This is a genomic window from Microbispora sp. NPDC004025 (assembly GCF_053604425.1).
This window is the reverse complement of the sequence record NZ_JBSGHN010000006.1, coordinates 136,583-157,852: the sequence shown is the minus strand read 5'-3', so window position 1 is coordinate 157,852 and position 21,270 is coordinate 136,583. Positions and strand designations below refer to the sequence as shown.

Annotated in this window: 15 protein-coding genes; 7 read left to right on the top strand and 8 right to left on the bottom strand. The window is 71.6% G+C overall.

Annotated features, from left to right (window positions below; all coding sequences use genetic code 11):
• Positions 1–170 precede the first annotated feature (170 nt).
• Positions 171–1,760 carry a phosphoglycerate dehydrogenase gene (gene serA / locus ACWEQG_RS18060; RefSeq protein WP_363462814.1) on the bottom strand — a complete coding sequence of 530 codons (1,590 nt, stop codon included), beginning with the start codon at positions 1,758–1,760 and terminating at the stop codon, positions 171–173.
• A gap of 412 nt (positions 1,761–2,172) precedes the next feature.
• Here serA and ACWEQG_RS18055 point away from each other — a divergent pair, with 412 nt between their 5' ends.
• The 6 genes from ACWEQG_RS18055 (at position 2,173) to dacB (ending at position 8,450) form a co-directional block, all read left to right on the top strand.
• A complete protein-coding gene (locus ACWEQG_RS18055) occupies positions 2,173–3,063 on the top strand; it encodes a hypothetical protein (RefSeq protein WP_363462815.1) in 891 nt (296 codons plus the stop codon).
• Between the two features lie 135 nt (positions 3,064–3,198).
• A complete protein-coding gene (locus ACWEQG_RS18050; protein WP_452285977.1) occupies positions 3,199–4,635 on the top strand; it encodes an MFS transporter in 1,437 nt (478 codons plus the stop codon).
• Between the two features lie 59 nt (positions 4,636–4,694).
• Entirely contained in the window at positions 4,695–4,994 is a 300-nt protein-coding gene (locus ACWEQG_RS18045; protein WP_452285975.1) for a mycothiol transferase, read from the top strand.
• A gap of 171 nt (positions 4,995–5,165) precedes the next feature.
• On the top strand, positions 5,166–6,074 hold the full coding sequence (locus ACWEQG_RS18040) for a CAP domain-containing protein (protein ID WP_452285973.1): 909 nt from the start codon (positions 5,166–5,168) through the stop codon (positions 6,072–6,074).
• Positions 6,075–6,202: 128 nt separating this feature from the next.
• Positions 6,203–6,739 carry an FHA domain-containing protein gene (locus ACWEQG_RS18035; RefSeq protein WP_452285971.1) on the top strand — a complete coding sequence of 179 codons (537 nt, stop codon included), beginning with the start codon at positions 6,203–6,205 and terminating at the stop codon, positions 6,737–6,739.
• 100 nt (positions 6,740–6,839) lie between these two features.
• Entirely contained in the window at positions 6,840–8,450 is a 1,611-nt protein-coding gene (gene dacB, locus ACWEQG_RS18030; RefSeq protein ID WP_452285969.1) for a D-alanyl-D-alanine carboxypeptidase/D-alanyl-D-alanine endopeptidase, read from the top strand.
• Positions 8,451–8,548: 98 nt separating this feature from the next.
• Here dacB and ilvC read toward each other — a convergent pair whose 3' ends face one another.
• The 5 genes from ilvC to ACWEQG_RS18005 all read right to left on the bottom strand — a co-directional run bounded on the left by ilvC (position 8,549) and on the right by ACWEQG_RS18005 (position 16,181).
• A complete protein-coding gene (gene ilvC / locus ACWEQG_RS18025; RefSeq protein ID WP_169984330.1) occupies positions 8,549–9,541 on the bottom strand; it encodes a ketol-acid reductoisomerase in 993 nt (330 codons plus the stop codon).
• A 118-nt stretch (positions 9,542–9,659) separates the two neighbouring features.
• Entirely contained in the window at positions 9,660–10,184 is a 525-nt protein-coding gene (gene ilvN / locus ACWEQG_RS18020; RefSeq protein ID WP_030506098.1) for an acetolactate synthase small subunit, read from the bottom strand.
• A gap of 100 nt (positions 10,185–10,284) precedes the next feature.
• A complete protein-coding gene (locus tag ACWEQG_RS18015; RefSeq protein ID WP_452285967.1) occupies positions 10,285–12,090 on the bottom strand; it encodes an acetolactate synthase large subunit in 1,806 nt (601 codons plus the stop codon).
• Positions 12,091–12,323: 233 nt separating this feature from the next.
• Complete coding sequence (locus ACWEQG_RS18010; protein WP_452285965.1) at positions 12,324–14,960, bottom strand: putative bifunctional diguanylate cyclase/phosphodiesterase; 2,637 nt, start codon at positions 14,958–14,960, stop codon at positions 12,324–12,326.
• Between the two features lie 300 nt (positions 14,961–15,260).
• Positions 15,261–16,181, bottom strand: a complete 921-nt coding sequence (locus ACWEQG_RS18005; RefSeq protein WP_452285963.1) for a 2-hydroxyacid dehydrogenase — start codon at positions 16,179–16,181, stop codon at positions 15,261–15,263.
• Positions 16,182–16,247: 66 nt separating this feature from the next.
• On the opposite strand from ACWEQG_RS18005, the gene ACWEQG_RS18000 reads away from it, so the two are divergent.
• A complete protein-coding gene (locus ACWEQG_RS18000) occupies positions 16,248–17,390 on the top strand; it encodes a PQQ-dependent sugar dehydrogenase (RefSeq protein ID WP_452285961.1) in 1,143 nt (380 codons plus the stop codon).
• Here the strand turns inward: ACWEQG_RS18000 and ACWEQG_RS17995 are convergent, their stop codons facing one another.
• Both ACWEQG_RS17995 and gatB read right to left on the bottom strand, forming a co-directional pair.
• Entirely contained in the window at positions 17,391–19,367 is a 1,977-nt protein-coding gene (locus ACWEQG_RS17995; RefSeq protein WP_452285959.1) for a VanW family protein, read from the bottom strand.
• A gap of 368 nt (positions 19,368–19,735) precedes the next feature.
• Complete coding sequence (gatB, locus tag ACWEQG_RS17990; protein ID WP_452285957.1) at positions 19,736–21,244, bottom strand: Asp-tRNA(Asn)/Glu-tRNA(Gln) amidotransferase subunit GatB; 1,509 nt, start codon at positions 21,242–21,244, stop codon at positions 19,736–19,738.
• Between the last annotated feature and the right edge of the window lie 26 nt (positions 21,245–21,270).

The following is a 21,270-nucleotide window of genomic DNA, read 5'->3' as shown; positions in this document are numbered from 1 at the left end:
GCCCCGTCGCGGCAGGTGGAAGTGCGGGGCGCCTCGTCATCGCAAGACTACCCCACAATCTCGTAGGACGACCTAGTATCTCACTTCGTGAGACGCCGTCCGCCGCCCGGGACAACACGAACGGCCCGGCGCGCGGGGCGCCGGGCCGTCGGATGAGCGGATGCCTGGTGTCAGTCCTCCAGGTCGACCGTGCGGCCGCTGTCGGCGCCGATCTCCCCCGCGATCTGCTCGACGACGTCGGACGGAATCGCCGTGTCGACGGTCAGCGCGATGAGCGCCTTGCCGCCCTTCACGTCCCGGGAGACCTGCATGGAGGCGATGTTCACGCTGTGCTCGCCGAGCAGGCGGCCCACGATGCCGACGATGCCGGGGCGGTCGGCGTAGGTGAAGAACGCCAGGTGCTCGGTCGGCTCGATCTCCATCGCGAAGCCGTTGACCTCGACGATCTTGGTGATCTGGCGGGGACCGGACAGGGTGCCGGAGACCGAGACCGTACGGCCGTCGGCGAGCACGCCGCGCACCGTGACGACGTTGCGCCAGTCGGGGCTCTCCGCGCTGGTGACCAGCTCGACCACGACGCCGCGGTCCTTGGCCAGCAGCGGCGCGTTGACGTAGGTCACCGCGTCCTCAACGACGTCGGTGAAGACGCCCTTGAGCGCGGCCAGCTCCAGGACCCGCACGTCCTGCGCCGAGATCTCGCCACGGACCTCGACGACCAGGCGGGTGGCCACCTCGCCCGCGAGCGCGGTGAAGATGCGGCCCAGCTTCTCGGTGAGCGGCAGGCCCGGCTTGACGTCCTCGGCGACCGCGCCGCCCTGGACGTTCACCGCGTCGGGCACGAACTCGCCGGCGAGCGCCAGCTTGACGCTGCGGGCGACCTGGGTGCCGGCCTTCTCCTGGGCCTCGTGAGTGGAGGCGCCGAGGTGCGGCGTCGCCACGACCTGGTCGAACTCGAACAGCGGGCTGTCGGTGCAGGGCTCCTTGGCGAAGACGTCGATGCCGGCGCCGGCGACGCGGCCCTCCTTGAGCGCGGAGTAAAGGGCGTTCTCGTCGATGATCCCGCCGCGGGCCACGTTGACCAGCCGCACGGTCGGCTTGACCATGTGCAGCTCGCGGTCGCCGATGAGACCGATGGTCTCCTTCGACTTCGGCAGGTGGACCGTGATGAAGTCGGCCTGCTGGAGCACCTCCTCCAGCGACGCCAGGCGCACGCCCATGGCCGCCGCGCGGGCCGGCTGCAGGTAGGGGTCGTATGCGATGAGCTCGACGCCGAACGGCTGCAGGCGCTGCGCGACGAGCTGGCCGATCTTGCCGAGACCGAGGATGCCGACGACCTTCTCGTCGAGCTCGACGCCGGTGTACTTCGAGCGCTTCCACTCTCCGGCCTTGAGCGCGGAGTGCGCCTGGGCGACGTTGCGTGCGCTGGCGAGGATCAGCGCGACCGTGTGCTCGGCGGCGCTGGTGATGTTGGACGTCGGGGCGTTGACCACCATGACGCCGGCCTTGGTGGCGGCCTCGACGTCGACGTTGTCCAGGCCCACACCCGCGCGGGCGACGACGCGCAGCTTGGGCGCCGCGGCGATCGCCTCGGCGTCGACCTGGGTGGCACTGCGCACGATCAGAGCGTCCACGTCGGCGAGGGCGGGCAGCAGCTGCGACCGGTCGGCGCCGTCGGTGTGCCGGACCTCGAAATCCGCGCCGAGCACGGCGAGACCCGCTTCTGAGAGCTCTTCTGCGACAAGTACGACGGGCTTGTTCACTGGGTTGAGTCCTTCGTGAAGTGCGACGGCGCGGACGACGTGAGTCTATCCGGGCCTTGTGAAAGCTCTCACGAGCGCCCGGCATACGAGATACCCAAGGTCACGGCGGCATCGCGGCGACGCGACGACCCGGTCTCAGATCGCGCCCGGCGCCGAGGGTGGCTCCGGCACCGGTGTTCGCGGCGTGGCACGGGCTCAGGAGGCGGGCGCGGAACGGCGCCCATCCGGAGAATGACGTGCAGAGACTGCCGGGACGTGGGGGGTGCCTGAGACTCGCTCACGCCCGGGCACAGTCGGTCGGTGTACCCCGGCGACCGTGATCTCATACGGACTGTCGCCAACTTGGTATTGATCGCACCTAATCTTCGGGATTAGCCTGATTCGCCATGGTCCAGTCCCTATCGTTCAGGCTATGAGCATCGGGAACCCCTCCCTGGGCGACGTTCTCGCGCGGCATGGCAGCCCCCGGCAACTCCTGGCGGCCCTCGCGGAGTGGGGCATCCTGGTGGCGGTCCGACCCGACCGCTCCGTGGTGCTCGGCACGACGCAGAACGGCGAGCGTGTTCTGCTGGGCTACACGGGACCGGCGACCTACGCCCGGCACCGTGGCAGCCACTCGTTGTCGGCGTGCGACGCCGACACCATCCTCGACATCCAGCGCGTCACCGGCGTGCGCGAGATCGTGATCGACGCGGCCGGTCCCGCGGCCGCCGCCGTGCCGATCGACGACCTGCGGCGCTATCTGGAGGAGACCCGCACCGGTCCCGCCCCCGCGCTGTCGGCCATGGGCACGGCCGCTCCCACGGCGTACGCCACCGGGGCGATGGCGACCGTGACCCGCGCGCAGGTCGGCAGGCAGGCTCCTCCCCCGCCGCCCGCGCCCGCCCCGGTCCCGGAGGCGCCCGCCGCGCTGCCCGCGCAGTGGGTCCCCGCCCCCCGCCAGCACCTGTCGGGGGCGATGCAGGTGGTGGACCCCGGCTACCGGAGGACGCGCCATCCGATCCTGCCGGCGCTTCGGGTGGCGGTCGCCGAACTGCTGCCCGAATACCCCTACATCCACCACGTGTGGATCTCCGAGTCGCGGACGGCGGCGGGGCTGTGGGGGATCATGCTGCACGTCAAGGTGCACATCCTCGGCGCCGACGACATCGTCAAGGATCTGCACCGGCGGGTGCGCGCCCGGCTGCCGCAACTGGCGGCCAGCGAGGCGCCGGTGCTCATGGCCCGCGTCGCCGACGCCCACACGGAACGCCGGCTGATCGAGATCGGCGCCCACGTCGTCTGTCCCGACGTGCGCGACTGATCGCCGGGTCCCTCTCCGATCTCCGCCGGCGCGTTCCGGCGGAGATCGAGGGGAGATCGAGGGGAGATCACGCAGCGGCCGAACCGTTGCGGGACGGTCCTTCCGAACGGGCGCTTGCTCGGCTTGAATGGCGCCATGGTCTCCACCGCGGCGACGCCCTCCCCGTCGAAGGTCACCCTGGGGGTTCGCCTCGGGTACGCCGTCGGCTCGTTCTGCACGGCCAACTTCTCCACGATCCCCGGGCTGCTGCTGCTCTTCTACATGACGAACGTGCTCGCGGTGCCGGCCGCGTTCGCGGGCGTCGTGCTCTTCCTGCCCAAGGCCTGGGACCTGGTCGCCAACACCCTGGTCGGCCGGTGGTCGGACCGCACGGTCTCGCGCTGGGGACCGCGCCGGCCCTGGCTGCTCGCGGGCGCCCTGGTGCTGCCGCTGTCGTTCGCCCTGATGTTCGCCGGGCCGCCGCTCACCGGCACGACCGCCGGCCTGTACGTGGGCGTCACCTTCCTCGCCGCCGCGACCGGCTACGCCCTGTACGAGGTGCCGTACAAGGCGATGCCCGCGGAGATGACCACGGACTACCACGAGCGGACGTCGCTGCTGCAGTGGCGCATGGTGCTGATCGCGATCGCGATCGCGATGAGCGGCATCCTCGCGCCGACCATCGCCGGGGAGACGGCCGACGGGTACCGCACCATGGGGATCGTCTTCGGCGTGATCCTGCTCGTCTCGATGCTGGGATCGTTCTTCGGCACCGCCCGCGCCCCCTTCACCGGCCAGCAGAGGTCCGAGGGCACGCTGCGGGAGCAGCTCGCCGCCGCCCGCACGAGCAAGCCGTTCATGTGGCTGCTCGGGCTCAGCTCCGCGCAGACGCTGGGGGCGGGCGTGATGCTGGCGGGGGCGCCCTATTTCGCGGCCTACGCGCTGGACGACACTTCCGCCACCACCACGCTCTTCGCGGCCCTCGTGGGGCCGATGCTGGTCACGATGCCGCTGTGGGTGTGGCTGGCCCGCAAACTCGACAAGCGCGGCGCGATGCTCCTGTCCGGATCGCTGTTCACCGCGGGCGCGCTGCTGATCCTCGCGACGCCCGCGCTCGGCTCGCTGTACGCCCATCTGTGCGTGATGGTCGTGGGCATCGGCTACGCGGGCCTGCAACTGCTGCAGTTCTCCATGCTCGCCGACGTCATCGCCTACGACGGCGTGGTGAGCGGCGAGCGCAGGGGCGGGGTCTTCACCGGCCTGTGGACGGCGGTGGAGAACGCGGTGTCGGCGCTCGGGGCGACGACCTACGGCTGGGTGCTGACCGTAGGAGGCTTCATCTCCTCCGACCCCGAGCATCCGGTGACCCAGCCGGACACCGCCCTCGTCGCGGTGGTGATCGGCGTCACCGTGGTGCCCGCGCTGATCACGTTGGCGGGCGTGCTGATGACCCTCAAATACAACCTGACCGCCGACCGCCTCGCCACCGCGGTCGGCGCGGGCGGGACCACGGCCTCAGCCGCCGCCTCCGGGAGCGGCGGGCAGCACGACGGGCAGCGCGAACCCGGCGAAGTGCTCCGCGCCGAGGAATGAGTTGATCTCGCAGATCCGCTAGTCCCGCAGGGTCAGCACGGTGATCGACCAGGCGGTGTGTGGACGGGCGGCGTCCCCGCAGCGAGGGCGGACGCGAATCCGACGGCGATCTCCCGCACCCGGGGGTCGCCCAGCGTGCGCGGCGTCCGCTCCACGTGATCGCCGAAACCCACCGGCACGCCGGCCACGCCGGCATCGTTCGCGAGTCGATCGACGGCAGCGCCGGGTACCGGGCCGGCGACGACGTCGTGACGGCCGGCGACCTGTCCTGGTGGGAGAGCTACCGCGAGGAGCTGGAACGCGTGGCGCGGGAGGCCGACCACGACCTTAAGCGCGCCTCAAGGCGTTCCCCTCGCTGATCACGGTGCTGACCTGCAGAGTATGGGACATCTAGTGACGTACGGAGGATAAGCCATGTTTAAGAGAAGGTAGATTCTTTCGGGATTGGACCGATTTATCCCCACATGTCGGTCTGTATCGCACCATAATGACGACTTCCCCAGCGTCTAACCCCCACTGGAGGAATGATCGTGAACAGAGCGCTCGGAGCGGTCCTGTGCCTCGGAAGCGTCGCGGCCGTCGGCATGGCGGCCGCGCCCGCTCAGGCCGAGGCCCAGCACAGGGGCTGCCGGGTCGCCGCCGCGAAGCCTTACGTCGCCCTGGACGGCAAGATTCGCGCGGCCGGCTCTCGGGCCGGTTGCTTCGACGACGCCCGTTTCCGGGTCCGGATCGTGAGCAGCAGGCCCGGCCCCGACCGCGTCGTCAAGAGCGGCTCCAAGGTGGTCAGGAACGCGCGTGTCGTCGTCGCCCTGACCTGCGTGGACGGTGCGTACTACAGCGTGGTCACGGACTATCGCGGCCACGTGTCGCGGTCGAGGCCGGTGCGCCTCGACTGTGACGTCCCCGCCCCCGTTCCCTCGGCCACCGCCTCCCCGGCACCCACCGCCGTCCCCACGGCGAGCCCTTCCGCGGTCCCCACCGCGAGTCCCTCCACAGTCCCCACCGCGAGCGCCCCCGCCTCCGCCACTCCCAGCGCCTCTCCCACGAGCGGCTCGGGCGTGGGCACCGCCGTCGAGAACGAGGTCGTGCGCCTCACCAACGTCGAGCGGGCCAAGGCGGGCTGCGGCCCGCTGAAGCACGACGCGCGCCTGCGCGCCGCCGCGTACGCCCACTCGGCTGACATGTCCGCGAAGAACTACTTCGACCACACCTCGAAGGACGGCCGCTCCTTCGCCGACCGCATCACGGCCGCCGGCTACACCTGGCGGGCCGCGGCGGAGAACATCGCCAAGGGCTACGGCACGGCCCAGGCGGTGGTGCAGGGCTGGATGAACAGCCCCGGGCACCGGCAGAACATCCTCAACTGCACCTACACCGACATCGGGGTCGGGTACGTGGCCTCCGGCGCGTACTGGACCCAGGACTTCGGCCGGCAGTAGAGACGCCATCGGTCTCTCGACCGGGAGCGGGGACGCCACGCCCGGCGGCCCCGTTCCCGGGCCGGGATCGAAGGCGATTACGGCGGTCTTCTGGACACCTCGGACCACTGCGGCGGATACTTCCAATCATGAGCTCTCCCCCGGTTCGCGCCTCGGACGGGGACCGCGAGCGCGCGCTCAGCGAGCTCCGCGACCGGGCCGCCGAAGGACGCCTGTCCATGGAGACCTTCGTCGGCCGGGTGGACCTGGCGCTTCGTGCCCGCAACCGCAACGAGCTGGACGAGCTGGTCGCCGACCTCCCGCACCGCGGGCGCTGGCGTCGAAGGATCACCGACGCCGTCGCCTCAGTGTCGGAGCTGAGCAACCGGATCGAGTCCGCCTGGCGGCGTCCCCGGATGCCCCGGCTCGCCCTGCCCGCCGACGGCCGGGCCCGCTACCTGGTCGGCCGCGGCTCCTCCTGCGACCTCGTCCTCGCCGACCTGACCGTCTCGCGGGTCCACGCCGAGCTGCGGCGCGAGCACGACGACTCGTGGCTGCTGGTCGATCTCGGCTCGATGAACGGCACCCGGTTGAACGGCTGGCGTCTGGTCGGCCCCGCACACGTACGGGCCGGTGACGAGGTGGCCTTCGGCGACTGCGTGTTCCTGGTCTCGCTCCCGGCCTGACCACGCGACCCGGGACACGACCTAATACGTACATTTCCGTATTGATGCCCTGGCGTGGCTCATCGACGATCGCGGAAAGCCACTCACCCGGGAGCGGACTGTGCGGTTGTCACGACGAATCACGACCATGCTGGCCGGAGCGGTCCTGGCCATCGGGATCGCCGGCTCCGGCGCCTCCGCCGGCGCCCGGGACCCGGCCCCCGGCGTCGCGGACCTGACCCGCGACCTCGACCAGATCCTCGCCGACTCCCGGCTGGCCCCCGCGCGGGCGGGCGTCGCCGTACGCGCCGCCGCCACCGGCGAGGACCTCTACTCGCTCGACGCGGACAAGCTGTTCGCCCCCGCCTCCAACACCAAGCTGCTCACCTCGGCCGCAGCCCTCGACACGCTCGGCACGGACTTCCGCTTCACGACGGACGTGCTCGCCGCCTCCCGCGTGGGCCGTACGGTCGCCGGGGATCTCACGCTGCGGGGCACGGGCGACCCCACCCTGCTCGCCGCCGACTACGACGCCCTCGCCGCCGAGGTCGCGGCGGCGGGAGTGAAACTCGTCACGGGACGGCTGGTCGCCGACGACACCTGGTTCGACGACGTGCGGCTCGGCACCGACTGGGCGTGGGACGACGAGCCGTACTACTACGCGGGGCAGATCTCCGCGCTGACCGCGGCGCCCGACACCGACTACGACGCGGGCTCGGTGATCGTCTCGGTCGCGCCCGGGGACGGCCCCGGCAAGGCCGCCAAGGTGTCGACCACGCCGGCGACCGGCTACGTGAAGATCGTGAACAGGGCCGTCACCGGCGACGAGACGGACGTGCTCGTCGAGCGGCAGCACGGCACCAACACCGTCGTGGTCAGCGGCACGGTCTCCGAGCCGTACGACGAGTGGGTCGCGGTGTGGGATCCCACGCTCTACGCGGCGACGCTGTTCCGAGAGGGGCTGGCCCGGCACGGCGTGAAGGTGCTCGGGCCGACCGTGCGCGGGACGGCCCCGGCGAAGGCGGCCACGATCGCCTCACGCCGGTCGATGACCCTCGGCGAGCTGTCCGTGCCGTTCATGAAGCTGAGCAACAACATGCACGCGGAGATCCTCACCAAGGCGATGGGACGCAAGGTGTCCGGCGCCGGGACGTGGGCGGCGGGCCTCGCCGTGACGACCGCGTTCGCGCAGGCGAACGGCGTGCGGACGCTGCGGCTGCGGGACGGCTCCGGCCTGTCCCGGGTCGACGCCCTGACACCCGCCGGAATCACGGCCCTGCTGGCGGCGGTGCGCGGCAAGCCCTGGTTCCCCACCTGGTACGCCGCCCTGCCGATCGCCGGTGAGGCCGACCGCATGGTCGGCGGGACGCTGCGCAGCCGGATGCGCGGCACGGCGGCGGCCGGGAACGTCCACGCCAAGACCGGCTCGCTGACCGGTGTGACCGCGCTGTCGGGCTACGTGACCAGCGCGGACGGGGAGCAGCTGGTCTTCTCGGTCATCAGCAACGGCTACCTGTCCGGCCCGCCGAGGGACCTGGAGGACCGGATCGCCGTGAGGCTGGCCCAGTTCAGCAGGAAGGCCCCTGTGAACGAAACGGCGAACGAAACGGTGGACGAGACGGCGGCCTCGCGCGACACGACCTCAGGGTCCTCGCCGCGGGAGGCCGCTCCGCCGGCCCCACGTGCGCCCGGTGACCTCGAATGCTCCTGGCTCAAGCCCGCGCGGTGCTGAAGCGTCCGGCCCCGTGATGGCCGGCGAACGCGACGCGGCGCCGCTCCCCACCTCGCGGGCGGGGGGCGGCGCCGCGGTCACGCAGGCGTTCGCGAGCGTCAGGCCTGCTCGCCCTTGAGCCAGCTCATCATCGGGCGGAGCTTGGCACCGGTCTGCTCGATCGGGTGGACCGCCAGCTCCTCGCGGTGACGCTTGAAGTTGGTCTGGCCGGAGTCGAACTCCTCGACCAGCTCGCGGGCGAAGCGACCGTCCTGGATCTCGTCCAGGATGCGGCGCATCTCCTTCTTGGTCTCCTCGTTGACCACGCGCGGGCCGCGGGTGTAGCCGCCGTACTCCGCGGTGTCGGACACCGACCAGTACATCTTGGAGACGCCGCCCTCGTACATCAGGTCCACGATCAGCTTCATCTCGTGGAGGCACTCGAAGTAGGCGACCTCCGGCTGGTAGCCGGCCTCGATGAGCGTCTCGAACCCGGCCTTGATCAGCTCGGAGACGCCGCCGCACAGCACGGCCTGCTCGCCGAACAGGTCGGTCTCGGTCTCCTCGGTGAAGGTGGTCTTCAGCGCGCCGGCGCGGGTGCCGCCGATGCCCTTGGCGTACGACAGCACGAGCGGCCAGGCGCTGCCGGTGGCGTCACGCTCGACGGCGACCAGACAGGGCACGCCACGGCCGGCGGCGTACTGGCGGCGGACCAGGTGACCCGGGCCCTTCGGCGCCACCATCGCGACGTCGACGCCCGCCGGGGCCTCGATGAGGCCGTAGCGGATGTTGAGACCGTGACCGAAGAACAGCGCGTCGCCCTCGACGAGGTTCGGCGCGACGTGCTCGGCGTACAGGTGCCGCTGGATGTGGTCCGGCGCGAGGATCATCGTGAGGTCGGCCTCCTCGACGGCCTCGCCCGGCGACAGCACGCGCAGCCCGTCCGCCTCGGCCTTCTCCCGGCTCTTGGAGCCCTCGGGCAGGCCGACCCGGACGTCCACACCCGAGTCGCGCAGGCTCAGCGCGTGCGCGTGGCCCTGGCTGCCGTACCCCAGCACCGCGACGTGGCGGCCCTGGATGATCGACAGGTCGGCGTCGTCGTCGTAGAAGATCTCAGTCACTTGCTTGCCTTTCACGGGTTGTCCGTCGCGACGTGCCTGCCTTGGGAGCTAGGTCGTGTCGGGTCGAATGCCGCCCCGCTGCGCGCCGGGCGGCATTCGTCCGGCACTCCTATGCGCTGCGGTCGAGGGCGCGAAGCGAGCGGTCGGTGATGGAACGGGCACCGCGGCCGATGGCCACCATGCCCGACTGCACGAGCTCCTTGATGCCGTACGGCTCAAGGACCCGGACGAACGCCTCCAGCTTGTCGGTCGTCCCGGTGACCTCGATCGTGACCGCGTCCGGGGCCACGTCCACGCAGCGCGCCCGGAAGAGGTTCACGAGTTCGAGGACGTGGGACCGGCTCTCGGAGTCGGTACGCACCTTGATCAACATCAGCTCGCGCTGCACCGACTGGCTGTTGTCGAGCTCGACGATCTTGATGACGTTGACCAGCTTGTTGAGCTGCTTGGTGACCTGCTCCAGCGGGAGGTCCTCCACGTTCACGACGATGGTCATCCGCGAGATGTCGTCGTGCTCGGTGGGGCCGACGGCCAGCGAGTCGATATTGAAGCCGCGCCGGCTGAAGAGGGCGGCGACCCGGGCCAGCACGCCCGGCTTGTTCTCCACCAAGACGGACAGCGTGTGACGGCTCATGCCTTCTCCTCGCCTTCGGCTTGGAGCAGCATGCGACGGGCGCTGCGCTCGCTCATGCCCTTCTCCTCGCACTGCTGGTCGTTGTCGCTTCGGGCGGGGCTCATTCTCCGCCCTCCCAGTTCGGCGCCATGTCGCGGGCGTACTTGATGTCGTCGTTGCTGGTGCCGGCGGCGACCATCGGCCAGACCATGGCGTCCTGGTGCACGACGAAGTCCACCACGACCGGCACGTCGTTGATCTCCATGGCCTTGCGGATGGTCTCGTCCACGTCCTCCGGACGCTCGCACCGCAGGCCGACACAACCGTACGCCTCGGCGAGCTTCACGAAGTCCGGAATCCGCTTGACGCGCTGCAGATCGGTGTTGGAGTAACGCTCGTCGTAGAACAGCGTCTGCCACTGGCGGACCATGCCGAGGTTACCGTTGTTGATGACGGCGACCTTGATCGGCACACCCTCGATGGCGCAGGTGGCCAGCTCCTGGTTGGTCATCTGGAAACAGCCGTCGCCGTCGATCGCCCACACGACCTTGTCCGGGCAGCCCATCTTGGCACCCATCGCGGCCGGGACCGAGAAGCCCATCGTGCCGGCGCCGCCGGAGTTGATGAACGTCCCGGGGTTCTCGTACCTGATGAACTGCGCGGCCCACATCTGGTGCTGGCCCACGCCCGCGGTGTAGATCGCGTCGGGGCCCACCAGCGCGCTGAGACGCTCGATCACGTGCTGCGGGGCCAGCGACCCGTCGGCGAACTCCTCGTAGCCCAGCGGGTAGGTCTCCTTGTAGCCGTTCAGGATCCGCCACCAGTCGGCGTAGTCGCCCTTGCGGCCCTCGGCCTGCTCGGCCCGCACCGCCGTGATCAGGTCGCCGATCACCTCACGGCAGTCGCCCACGATCGGCACGTCCGCGTGCCGGTTCTTGGAGATCTCCGCCGGGTCGATGTCGGCGTGGATCACCTTGGCGTGCGGCGCGAAGCTGGACAGCTCCCCGGTCACCCGGTCGTCGAACCGGGTGCCGAGCGCGATCAGCAGGTCCGAGCGCTGCAGGGCGCCGACCGCGGACACGCTGCCGTGCATGCCGGGCATGCCCATGTGCTGGGGGTGGCTGTCGGGGAAGGTGCCCCGCGCCATCAGCGTGGTGACGACCGGGATGCCGGTCAGCTCGGCCAGCTCCAGCAGCTCGGCCGCGGCCCGGGCCTTGTGCACGCCGCCGCCGACGTAGAAGACCGGCCGCTTCGCCTCGCTCATCAGCCGGGCGGCCTCGCGGATCTGCTTGGAGTGCGGCCGGGTCACCGGGCGGTAGCCGGGCAGCTGCATGACCGGCGGCCAGGAGAAGGTGGTCGTGGCCTGCAGGGCGTCCTTGGCGATGTCCACGAGGACCGGCCCAGGACGGCCGGTGGAGGCGACGTGGAACGCCTCGGCGATGGTCCGCGGGATGTCCTCGGCCTTGGTGACCAGGAAGTTGTGCTTGGTGATCGGCATCGTGATGCCGGAGATGTCGGCTTCCTGGAAGGCGTCGGTCCCGATCAGTGGCGTGGCGACCTGGCCGGTGATCGCGACGATCGGCACCGAGTCCATGTAGGCGTCCGCGATCGGGGTGACCAGGTTGGTCGCCCCCGGGCCGCTGGTGGCCATGCACACGCCGACCCGGCCGGTCGCCTGCGCGTAGCCCTCGGCCGCGTGGCCGGCGCCCTGCTCGTGCCGTACAAGCACGTGCCGAACCTTGGTCGAGTCGTAGAGGGGATCGTAGGCGGGGAGGATGGCGCCGCCCGGGATCCCGAACACCGTGTCGACCCCGACCTGCTCCAGCGCCCGCACGAGGGCCTGGGCACCTGTCATTTTCTCGGTCATCGGCTCGTTCCTTGTGGCTGAGCTTGCTGTGGCTGGGCTGCTTGGCGTGGCTTCTGGCATAAAAAATGCCCCATCCGCTGTGCGGAGCTGGGGCGCGCGCAGGACCGAGTGCTTCGTCAGGCTGCGCGCCTGCGAAGTACTACGAGAATCCCACCGCTATGCATGGCTACACGATGTCCGATGGACCGCCTCCGCGTCAAATCATCTGGGACGCCCGTCTCGCCATCCAAGACACCCACAACGGACTCCCCAGGCTATGCCACCGGCGCCCCTCCACCGGCCCAAGGGGCCACTCAGGCGGTGTTCTGGAGGGTGGTGGTGGGCATCAGGGAGTCGACGCCGCGTGCGGCCATGGGACGGGCCACCAGGTAGCCCTGGCCGCGCGTGCAGCCCATCTTGCGCAGCAGGTCGAGTTGCTCGGCACGCTCGATACCCTCGGCGACGACGATCAGGCCGAGGTCGTTGCCGAGTTGCACGATCGTCTTCGTCAGCAGGGTCAGCGTGTCGTCGCGGCCGAGCCCGGAGACGAACGACGGGTCGATTTTGATCATGTCGACCGGCAGCTGGCGCAGGAACGCGAGCGACGCGTAGCCGGTGCCGAAATCGTCGATGGCCAGCCGTACGCCGAGGGCCCTCAGCTCCGACAACCTGCTGATCATGTCTCCGGCGTCGTCGACCAGCATCTCCTCGATGACCTCGAGGGTCAGCACGCTGGCCGGCAGCCCGCTCTCGCTCAGCGCCTCGGCCACGGTCTCCACGAAGCGCGGGGCCATGATCTGCCGCGCCGACAGGTTCAGCGCCAGCCCGATGTCCCAGGACGACGCACGCCAGGCGGCGACCTCGCGGCACGCCTCGCGCAGGATCCACTCGCCGAGCGGCACGATGATCCCGGTGTCCTCGGCGGCACCGAGGAACTGCTCCGGCGGCACGAACGTGCCGCCCCGCCACCAGCGCACCAGTGCCTCGACGGCGGTCACCTGTGACGTGGCCAGGTCGACCACGGGCTGGTACTCGATCGCGAACTGGTTCTCCAGCAGCGCCCGCTGCAGGTCGGAGGCGATCTCCAGGCGGCGCAGGACGTCGGCGTGCATGTGGGTGGCGAACACCTCCACCCGGCGCCCGCCGAGCTCCTTGGCCCGCGACATCGCCACGTCGGCGTTGCGCAGCAGGTCTCCGGGAGGCAGGTCCTCCTCGGCGAAGGCCACGCCGACGCTGGCCGTCAGCGCGACGTCCCGGTCCGCCACCCGGAACGGCTCGTTGGAGACCGCGCGGACCAGCCGCTCCGCCAGGTCGATGGCGGTCTGCGCGTCGGTGCCGCCGGACGCGCCGCCCTCCAGCAGCACCGCGAACTCGTCCCCGCCCCACCGGGCGAGGGTGTCGTCGGCCCGTACGGCCGAGCGCAGGCGGCGGGCGGCCTGGCCGAGCAAATGATCGCCGCTGGCGTGGCCCACGGAGTCGTTGACGGAGGTGAAGCCGTCGAGGTCCAGGAAGATGACCGCGGTCCCGCCGGCGCCGCGGCGGGTGAGCACGTCGCGGGCGCGTTCCTCGAAGTAGGCCCGGTTGGGCAGCCCGGTGACCCCGTCGTGGAAGGTCAGATGGGTGACCTGGTTGCGCAGGGCCACCTGGTCGCTGAGGTCGCGGATCGTGACCAGGACGAGGTCGTCGTCGCGCACGTGGCGGGCGGCGACGGACTCCGTGGGCCGCCAGGTGCCGTCGGAGGCCCGGAACCGGCAGGAGATCCGCGTGCCGCCCTCCTGCTCGGGCCCGTCGTCCTCGTCCGTCATGCGGTCGAGCAGGGCCTGCACGGCCGGCAGGTCCTCGGGGTGGATGTAGTCGAAGATCGGCCGGTAGACGAGGTCCTCGGGGCAGTAGCCGTACGTCGTCTCGAGGCCGGGGCCGACCTCCTGGACGACCCCGGCCGGGTCGCACACGAGCACGACGTCGCCGGTGTTCTCGGCGAGTCTGCGCAGCTGCTGCTCGCCGACGTCGACGAGGCGGCGCATGCCCGCGGTCTCGACCAGGAGCACGAACAGCCGGCCGAGCAGGACGAGGACGACCGAGGCGGCCACGACCGCCAGAGCGGCGTCGCGGCTGCCGCCGATCACGTACAGGGTGGCGATCACCGTGGCGGCGGCGACGAGCACCAGCGGGGTGGCGGCCGTCAGCGCGGCGGGCAGCGGCCTGACCGGCCGGACCTCCTGCACCCACGGGGTGACCGCGAGAACGAGCAGCATCGCCGGGACGACGAGCCCGGCCGCGAGCGGCGGGATGTCGCCGCCGAGACGGGACAGGGCCGTCGCCATCTCCGCGACCGTTATCGCGGTGAGCACCCCGACGCCGGTGAGCCCGACCACCCGGTTGCCCGACCGTGACGCCACCACGGCCGGTGTCACCGCACAGGTCGCGAGCAGGCAGACCACGGGCAGCGCGAGCGCGACGAAGAACGCGCCGGTGTCCTCCGCCTTCCTGAACGCCGGGCCGAGCACGGCGACCCAGGCCACGGCGAAGACCGACGCCGCGCCCAGGTAGGCGTCGGCCGCCTGGCGTATCACCCCGCGGGTGAACGCGGGTGGTTTCACCGACAGCCCACAGCCGATCGCGAGCAGCACGGAGCCGACGAGCATGAGCAGGTCGGCGAACGTGAGCACGAACGGCGTGCCGTCCGCCACGGGCCGCAGACCGACGCCGAGGAGCCAGGTCAGCGACCCGGCGGCCATCCACCGCCACGCGCCGGGCTGACGCCGGTGGGCGGGGACGACGCGGGTGGCGGCCATGATCAGCGAGGTGGCCGCGAGCAGGCCGGTGACGACCCCGGCGACCGCGGTCACGACCGGCGCCGAGCCTCCGGTGAGCAGGGCCACGACGACCGCCACCGCGCCGAGCCCGGCAGCGGTGGTGACTGGGATCCGGGGGTCACGCCTGACGTTCACGTGCGTCGCCTCTACACCTGTCGCCGCTTCACCATCGGCCGTCGTGTCCTCCGGGGTTTCGGCGGAGGCCGGAGTCGTCTCAGCGTCGCCGAATCCGGTGGGGTCTGCCGTCATTGCCCCTCCCGTTCTCGACTCGGCTTTACTCTCCCTGTCACATTGCCAGTGTGCGCACAGCCGCTGATCGAGAGGGGGACAACGGGCGAGTCGTCACCGATCTGATAACCAGCCGCGCACGCTGAGCTTCAGCGTACGCACCCCAGGTCACGAGGCAGCCACGTTCCGGAATCCTTAACGGAGCGGTCAGTAATGCCCGGTGATCATGTTAGCGAGTGGACGGCCCGTCAGATGACGGATGACCTGATCCCGCACCAGCCTCCGCGTACGCCGTACGGACGCGGGCGTGCTGCCGGCGATGTGCGGGGTGATGAAGACCCCCGGAGCGGTCCAGAGCGGATGATCGGGCGGCAGCGGTTCGACAGGGGCGACGTCGAGCGCCGCCAGCAGCCTGCCCGAGCGCAGCTCGGCCAGCAGCGCGTCGGTGTCCACGACCGATCCGCGGGCGGCGTTCACCAGCAGCGCGCCGTCCTTCATCCGGGCGAGGAACCGGGCGTCGACCAGGCCGGCCGTCCCGGCCGTGGCGGGCACCAGCAGCACGACCACGTCGGCGGCGGGCAGCAGCGCCGGCAGCTCGTCCTGGCCGTGGACGCCGTCCCGGGCCGTGCGCGCCACCCGCACGATCTCCACCTCGAACCCCGCCAGACGCCGTTCGAGCGCCTCTCCGATCGAGCCGTAGCCGACGATCAGCACGGTGGAGTCGGCGAGGACTCCGGTGTGGTGGTAGGCCCACTCGCGTCTGGCCTGCGCGGCCGCGAAGCCGGGGAACTCCCGCAGCACCGCGATCATCGCGCCCACGGCCCACTCGGCGGTGCCCGCGTCGTGGACGCCGCGGGCGTTGCACAGGACCGCCTTCGGCGGCACGTGCGGCAGGTAGGGCTCGACCCCCGCAGTCACGGTCTGCAGCAGGCGGAGGTTGGTCATCCGGCCCAGCAGGCCGGGGGTGTCCGGCACCGGGACCAGCGGAGGCACCCAGATCTCCACCTCCTCCGGCGGGCCGGGCGGCGGCGTCCTTCCGTCGTACACGGCGCGGTCGAGGGCAGGAAGCCCTTCGGGGAGCTCGGAGAGTGCGTCGGCGATTTCCTGTGAGGCGACCCAGATCTTCACGAGGAACAACCTAGGGAACCTGCGCCCCCACCCGCGAGTATGGGGTACATGAGGAGGTCATCGGGGATGGCGGACAGGCATGGCATGGGCGGCACGCTCCTGGCGGCGGCCCTTTCGTCGGCGGTGCTTCTGACGGCGGTCACGGCGTGCGCGCCGGACGGTGCGGTCGGTGCGGGCGGGGGCAGGACTCCCCCGCCGCTCCCCGCCACGAGCGCCACCGCGGGGGGTGGTGAGACGGATGTCACCCCGGCCCGGCCGCGCACGCTCGTCACCGGCCTGACGGTGCCCTGGGCGATCGCGTTCCTGCCCGGCGGCGACGCGCTGGTGACCGAGCGCGAGTCGGCGCGGCTGCTGCGGGTCACGCCGCGCGGCGAGGTCCGCCAGGCCGGCGTGATCGAGGGGGTGTCGGCGAGCGGCGAGGGCGGCCTGCTGGGCGTGGCCGTCTCACCCCGTTTCGCCACCGACCGCTTCGTCTTCGTCTACTTCACGGCGGGGGACGACAACCGGATCGTCCGCTACCGCTACGACGGGCGGCTCTCCGACCGCGAAGTGATCGTCAGCGGGATCCCCAAGGGGGGCATCCACAACGGGGGCCGCCTCGCCTTCGGCCCCGACGGCTACCTGTACGCCTCGACCGGGGAGACCGGCGAGCGCGGCATGGCCCAGGACAGGAACTCACTGGGCGGCAAGATCCTGCGGATGACGACGGACGGCCGGCCCGCCCCGGGCAACCCCTTCGGCACGCTGGTGTGGTCCTACGGCCACCGCAACGTGCAGGGCCTCGCCTGGGACGACCGGGGGCACATGTACGCCACCGAGTTCGGCCAGAACACCTACGACGAGATCAACCTCATCGAGAAGGGCCACAACTACGGGTGGCCGGAGGTCGAGGGGGTGGGCGGCCGGTCCGGGTACACCGATCCGCTGATCACCTGGCCGACCTCCGAGGCGTCGCCGTCCGGCCTCGCGTACGCCCGGGGGGCGCTGTGGGCCGCCGCGCTGCGCGGCGAGCGGCTGTGGCGGGTCCCAGTGGACGCCTCGGGCCGCGCCGGCCGTCCCGCCGCCCTGTACTCCGGCGAGTACGGCAGGCTGCGCGCGGTGGCCGCCGCCCCCGACGGCATTCTCTGGGTGAGCACCAGCAACCGGGACGGGCGGGGCTCCCCGAAGGACGGCGACGACCGGATCCTGGTGGTACGGCCCTCGTCCTGATCAGCCGGGGCGGCAGACGACCCCGGCCTGGGCGCGGTAGGAGGTGCGGAAGGTCTGCCGGGAGACCACCTCGCCGTTCTCCCGCAGCACCCGCGTCACCGTGGCGGTGAAGCCGGGCTGTCCCCGCGCCGCCACGCAGCCGGGTCCCTGACGGATCATCGGAGGCAGCGCGACCCGCTGGGTGACGACCGGCTCCTGCAGGTCCACGTCGTACCGCCTGGTGCTCCACAGCGTCACGGTCAGCGACGTGCCTCCGGCGGACGCCCGGACGAGCACGCCGTACGGCGAGTCGTTCTTCCACCGCAGGTCGGGGCCGGGGAAGGACACCGCGGCCTCGGTGCCGACCGGCAGGTGAGAGGCGTGGACCTCGGGCGTGGTGTGCTCGACGACCCGCAGCCCGGCGCGGACCACCGCGTTCATCATGGTGGTCGCGACCTGTGTCATCCCCGTCGCGTCGGTGCCCGCCCTGCCGCGGATCATCGTGGGGCCGATGCCGTCGAATCCCGCGGCCGCGGTGCGCGGGCCGACGACCTCGTTGAACGAGAACGTCTCCCCCGGTTCCACCACGCGGCCGTCGAGGAGCGCCGCGGCGGCGCGGATGTTGCCCGCGCTCCGGGCGCAGCAGGCGTAGGAGGTGGTGAAGCCGCCGGCCTTCTCCCGGATCCCCAGCCGCTGCGCGGCGTCGTCGGTGACCCGCGGCGGCCCGTGCACGACCTGCACGGCCACCGTACGGCTGCCGCCGTCGAGGGCGGTGAGCACGTCGGCCGCGAGGCGGCCGATGTCCACCCGGTCGCCCGGCCTTCCGGGCACCAGGGCCGGCCGGTCACCCTTGATCGTGAAGGTGGCGTCGCGGGCGACCCGCGCGGGGCCGACCAGCGCGGGCTCGACACCGGCGATCGCCGCCTCGGCGTCGAATCGAGGCCGCAGGACCACGCCTTCGGGCTCGAACGTCAGGTGCCGCGCCAGTGCGACCGGCGACAGGCTGACGGAGGCGGTCCCGTTGGTCAGGGTCAGGGGCGCGGCCACCGCCCGGGTCGCCCAGCGCAGGGCGCGCCGCACCTCGGCACGGGTGATGCGCGGCAGATCCCGCATCGTCGGCACCACGACCACGACCTCCGGGTCGAGGTAGCCCCTGACGATCTGGTCGGCCGTCGCCCTCCTGTCGACGACCCTGCCGGGTCGCGGATAGGTCGGGACCGGGGTGACCCCGTCGAACGAGACGTCGCCCTCACGCCTCGGGTTCTCCAGCGGCGCGACGATCGTCCTGGCCACCGTCTCGTCGAGTTTGCGCTGGTCCACGGACACGACGGGCCGTACCTCACGGCTGCCGGTCAGCGCGCTCCACACCTCCGGCGGGCTGGGGAAGCCCGCCGGCGCGGCGCGGACCGTGGCCTCGGCGTCGAGCGTTAGACCGGCCTGCACCGGGTCGACGGTCAGGCGGCGGTTGCCCTGCCGCACGATCAACGGGGTCCTCGTCTGGGCGTACAGGCGTTCGCGCAGTGTGGCGACGGCCTCGGTCGTGCTCTGCCCGCCGATGTCGACGCCGAGCACCGTGGTGCCGGGCAGGACCTTCCCCGCCATGGAAACGGCCGGCACGAGGTAGAGCACCAGGAGCAGCGCCGCCAAGCCGATCAGCGCACGGCGGAGCGTACGACTCCGTGGTCCGGGGTCGAGCAGGTCGCCGAGGTCCGGCAGCGGGACGACGACGGGTTCCTCGCGCACCGGGCGCTCCGGCACCCGCCACGGCTCGACCGGCGGAGCCGGCGGCGGGATGTTCCCGCCACCGGACGGCTTGGCCGCGGCCGGGACGGCGGGAGCGGAGGGTTCCGCGAAGATGTCGGCCGACACACCCCGGGGAAGGGCGGAGACTCCGCGGGGCAGCGAGGCGACGCGGCGCACCGGATGTTTGCGCGGAGGAGCGGACGCCGCCCCGGACGGATCCGTGGGCGGGTCGACGGACGCTCCGGCGTTGCGCACGCCTCGGTCTCCTCCAGCTCAAGGTCAACTCCGATCAGTTAACCCTAAAACACCCTCTGCTGGATATGTCGCAAAGCAACACCTTCCGCGCGTTGCCAGGCAGCACCCGGCCAGACCGGCCCAGGACAGACCGGCCCAGGACAGACCGGTTGGGGCGCAGGCGGGCCGTCGCAGGCGGGCCGTCGCAGGCGGGGCTGGTTCAGCCCGGCGCCCGGGGGCACCACCCGGCCGTTCCGGTCCGCGGACGGGCCGGGGCAGCCCGACGGCCGGCCACGCGGAACCCGTGGCCGGCCGTCGCATGCGGGGTGACCCCGGCGGCGCGTCGCGGAAGGGCCGACGCTCGCCAGGCGATCTCCTGGGTCGTGTCCCTAGCCCTGGACGCCGAGCTTCTCCAGGATCAGCTCACGGGCCCGGCCCGCGTCCGCCTTGCCCCGGCTGGCCTTCATCACGCCGCCGACCAGCGCGCCCACGGCCGCGATCTTCCCGCCGCGCACCTTCTCGGCGGCGTCGGCGTTGTCCGCCAGCACCTGGTCGATGATCGCCGACAGCTCGCCCTCGTCGCTGACGACCTGGAGCCCGCGCTTGTCCACGACCTCGTCCGGGCCGCCCTCGCCGGCGAGCACGCCCTCCAGCACCTGGCGGGCCAGCTTGTCGTTCAGGGCGCCGGAGGCGACCAGCTCGGTCACCCGGGCGACCTGCGCCGGGGTGATCGGCAGGTCGGCGAGCGCCGTGGCCGCCTCGTTGGCCCGCCGGGCCAGCTCGCCCATCCACCACTTGCGCGCGTCGGCGGCGGGAGCGCCCGCGGCCACCGTCGCCTCGACCAGGTCGATCGCGTCGGCGTTGTGCATGGCGGCCATGTCGAGGTCGGACACGCCCCACTCCTGCTGGAGCCGCTTGCGCCGCGCCGACGGCAGCTCGGGCAGTGCGGCCTTCAGCGACTCGACCCAGGCCGGGTCGGGCGCGATCGGCAGCAGGTCGGGCTCGGGGAAGTAGCGGTAGTCCTGCGCCTCCTCCTTCGACCGCCCGGAGGTCGTCTGCCCGGTGTCCTCGTGGAAGTGACGGGTCTCCTGCACGATCCGCCCGCCCCCGGCGAGGATGGCCGCCTGGCGCTCGATCTCGCCCCGCACCGCCCGCTCGACGCTGCGCAGCGAGTTGACGTTCTTGGTCTCCGTACGGGTGCCCCACTCGGCCGAGCCGCGCGGCATCAACGAGACGTTCACGTCGCAGCGCAGCGAACCCTGCTCCATCCGCACGTCGGACACCCCGAGCGAGCGCATCACCTCGCGCAGCTCGGTGACGTACGCACGGGCGACCTCGGGCGCGAGCCGGTCGGTGCCCGCGATCGGCTTGGTCACGATCTCGACGAGCGGGATGCCGGCCCGGTTGTAGTCGACGATCGAGTAGTCGGCGCCGTGGATCCGCCCGGTCGCGCCGCCGACGTGGGTGGACTTGCCGGTGTCCTCCTCCAGGTGCACCCGCTCGATCTCCACGCGGACGATCTGGCCGTTCACCTCGACGTCCAGGTAGCCGTCCGTGCACAGCGGCTCGTCGTACTGGCTGATCTGGTAGTTCTTCGGCATGTCCGGATAGAAGTAGTTCTTCCGGGCGAACCGGCACCACTTCGCGATGGTGCAGTTCAGCGCGAGGCCGATCCGGATCGTCGACTCGATCGCCTTCTCGTTGGCCGTCGGCAGCGAGCCGGGCAGCGCCAGGCACACCGGGCAGACATGCGTGTTCGGCGGCGCGCCGAAGGTCGTCGGGCAGCCGCAGAACATCTTCGAGTCGGTGCCCAGTTCGACGTGCGTCTCCAGCCCCAGCACCGGCTCGAAGCGCTCCAGCGCCTCGTCGTACGGCATGAGCGTCGCGGTATCAGCCATGCTGGTAACCCAGTCCTTCCAATGCT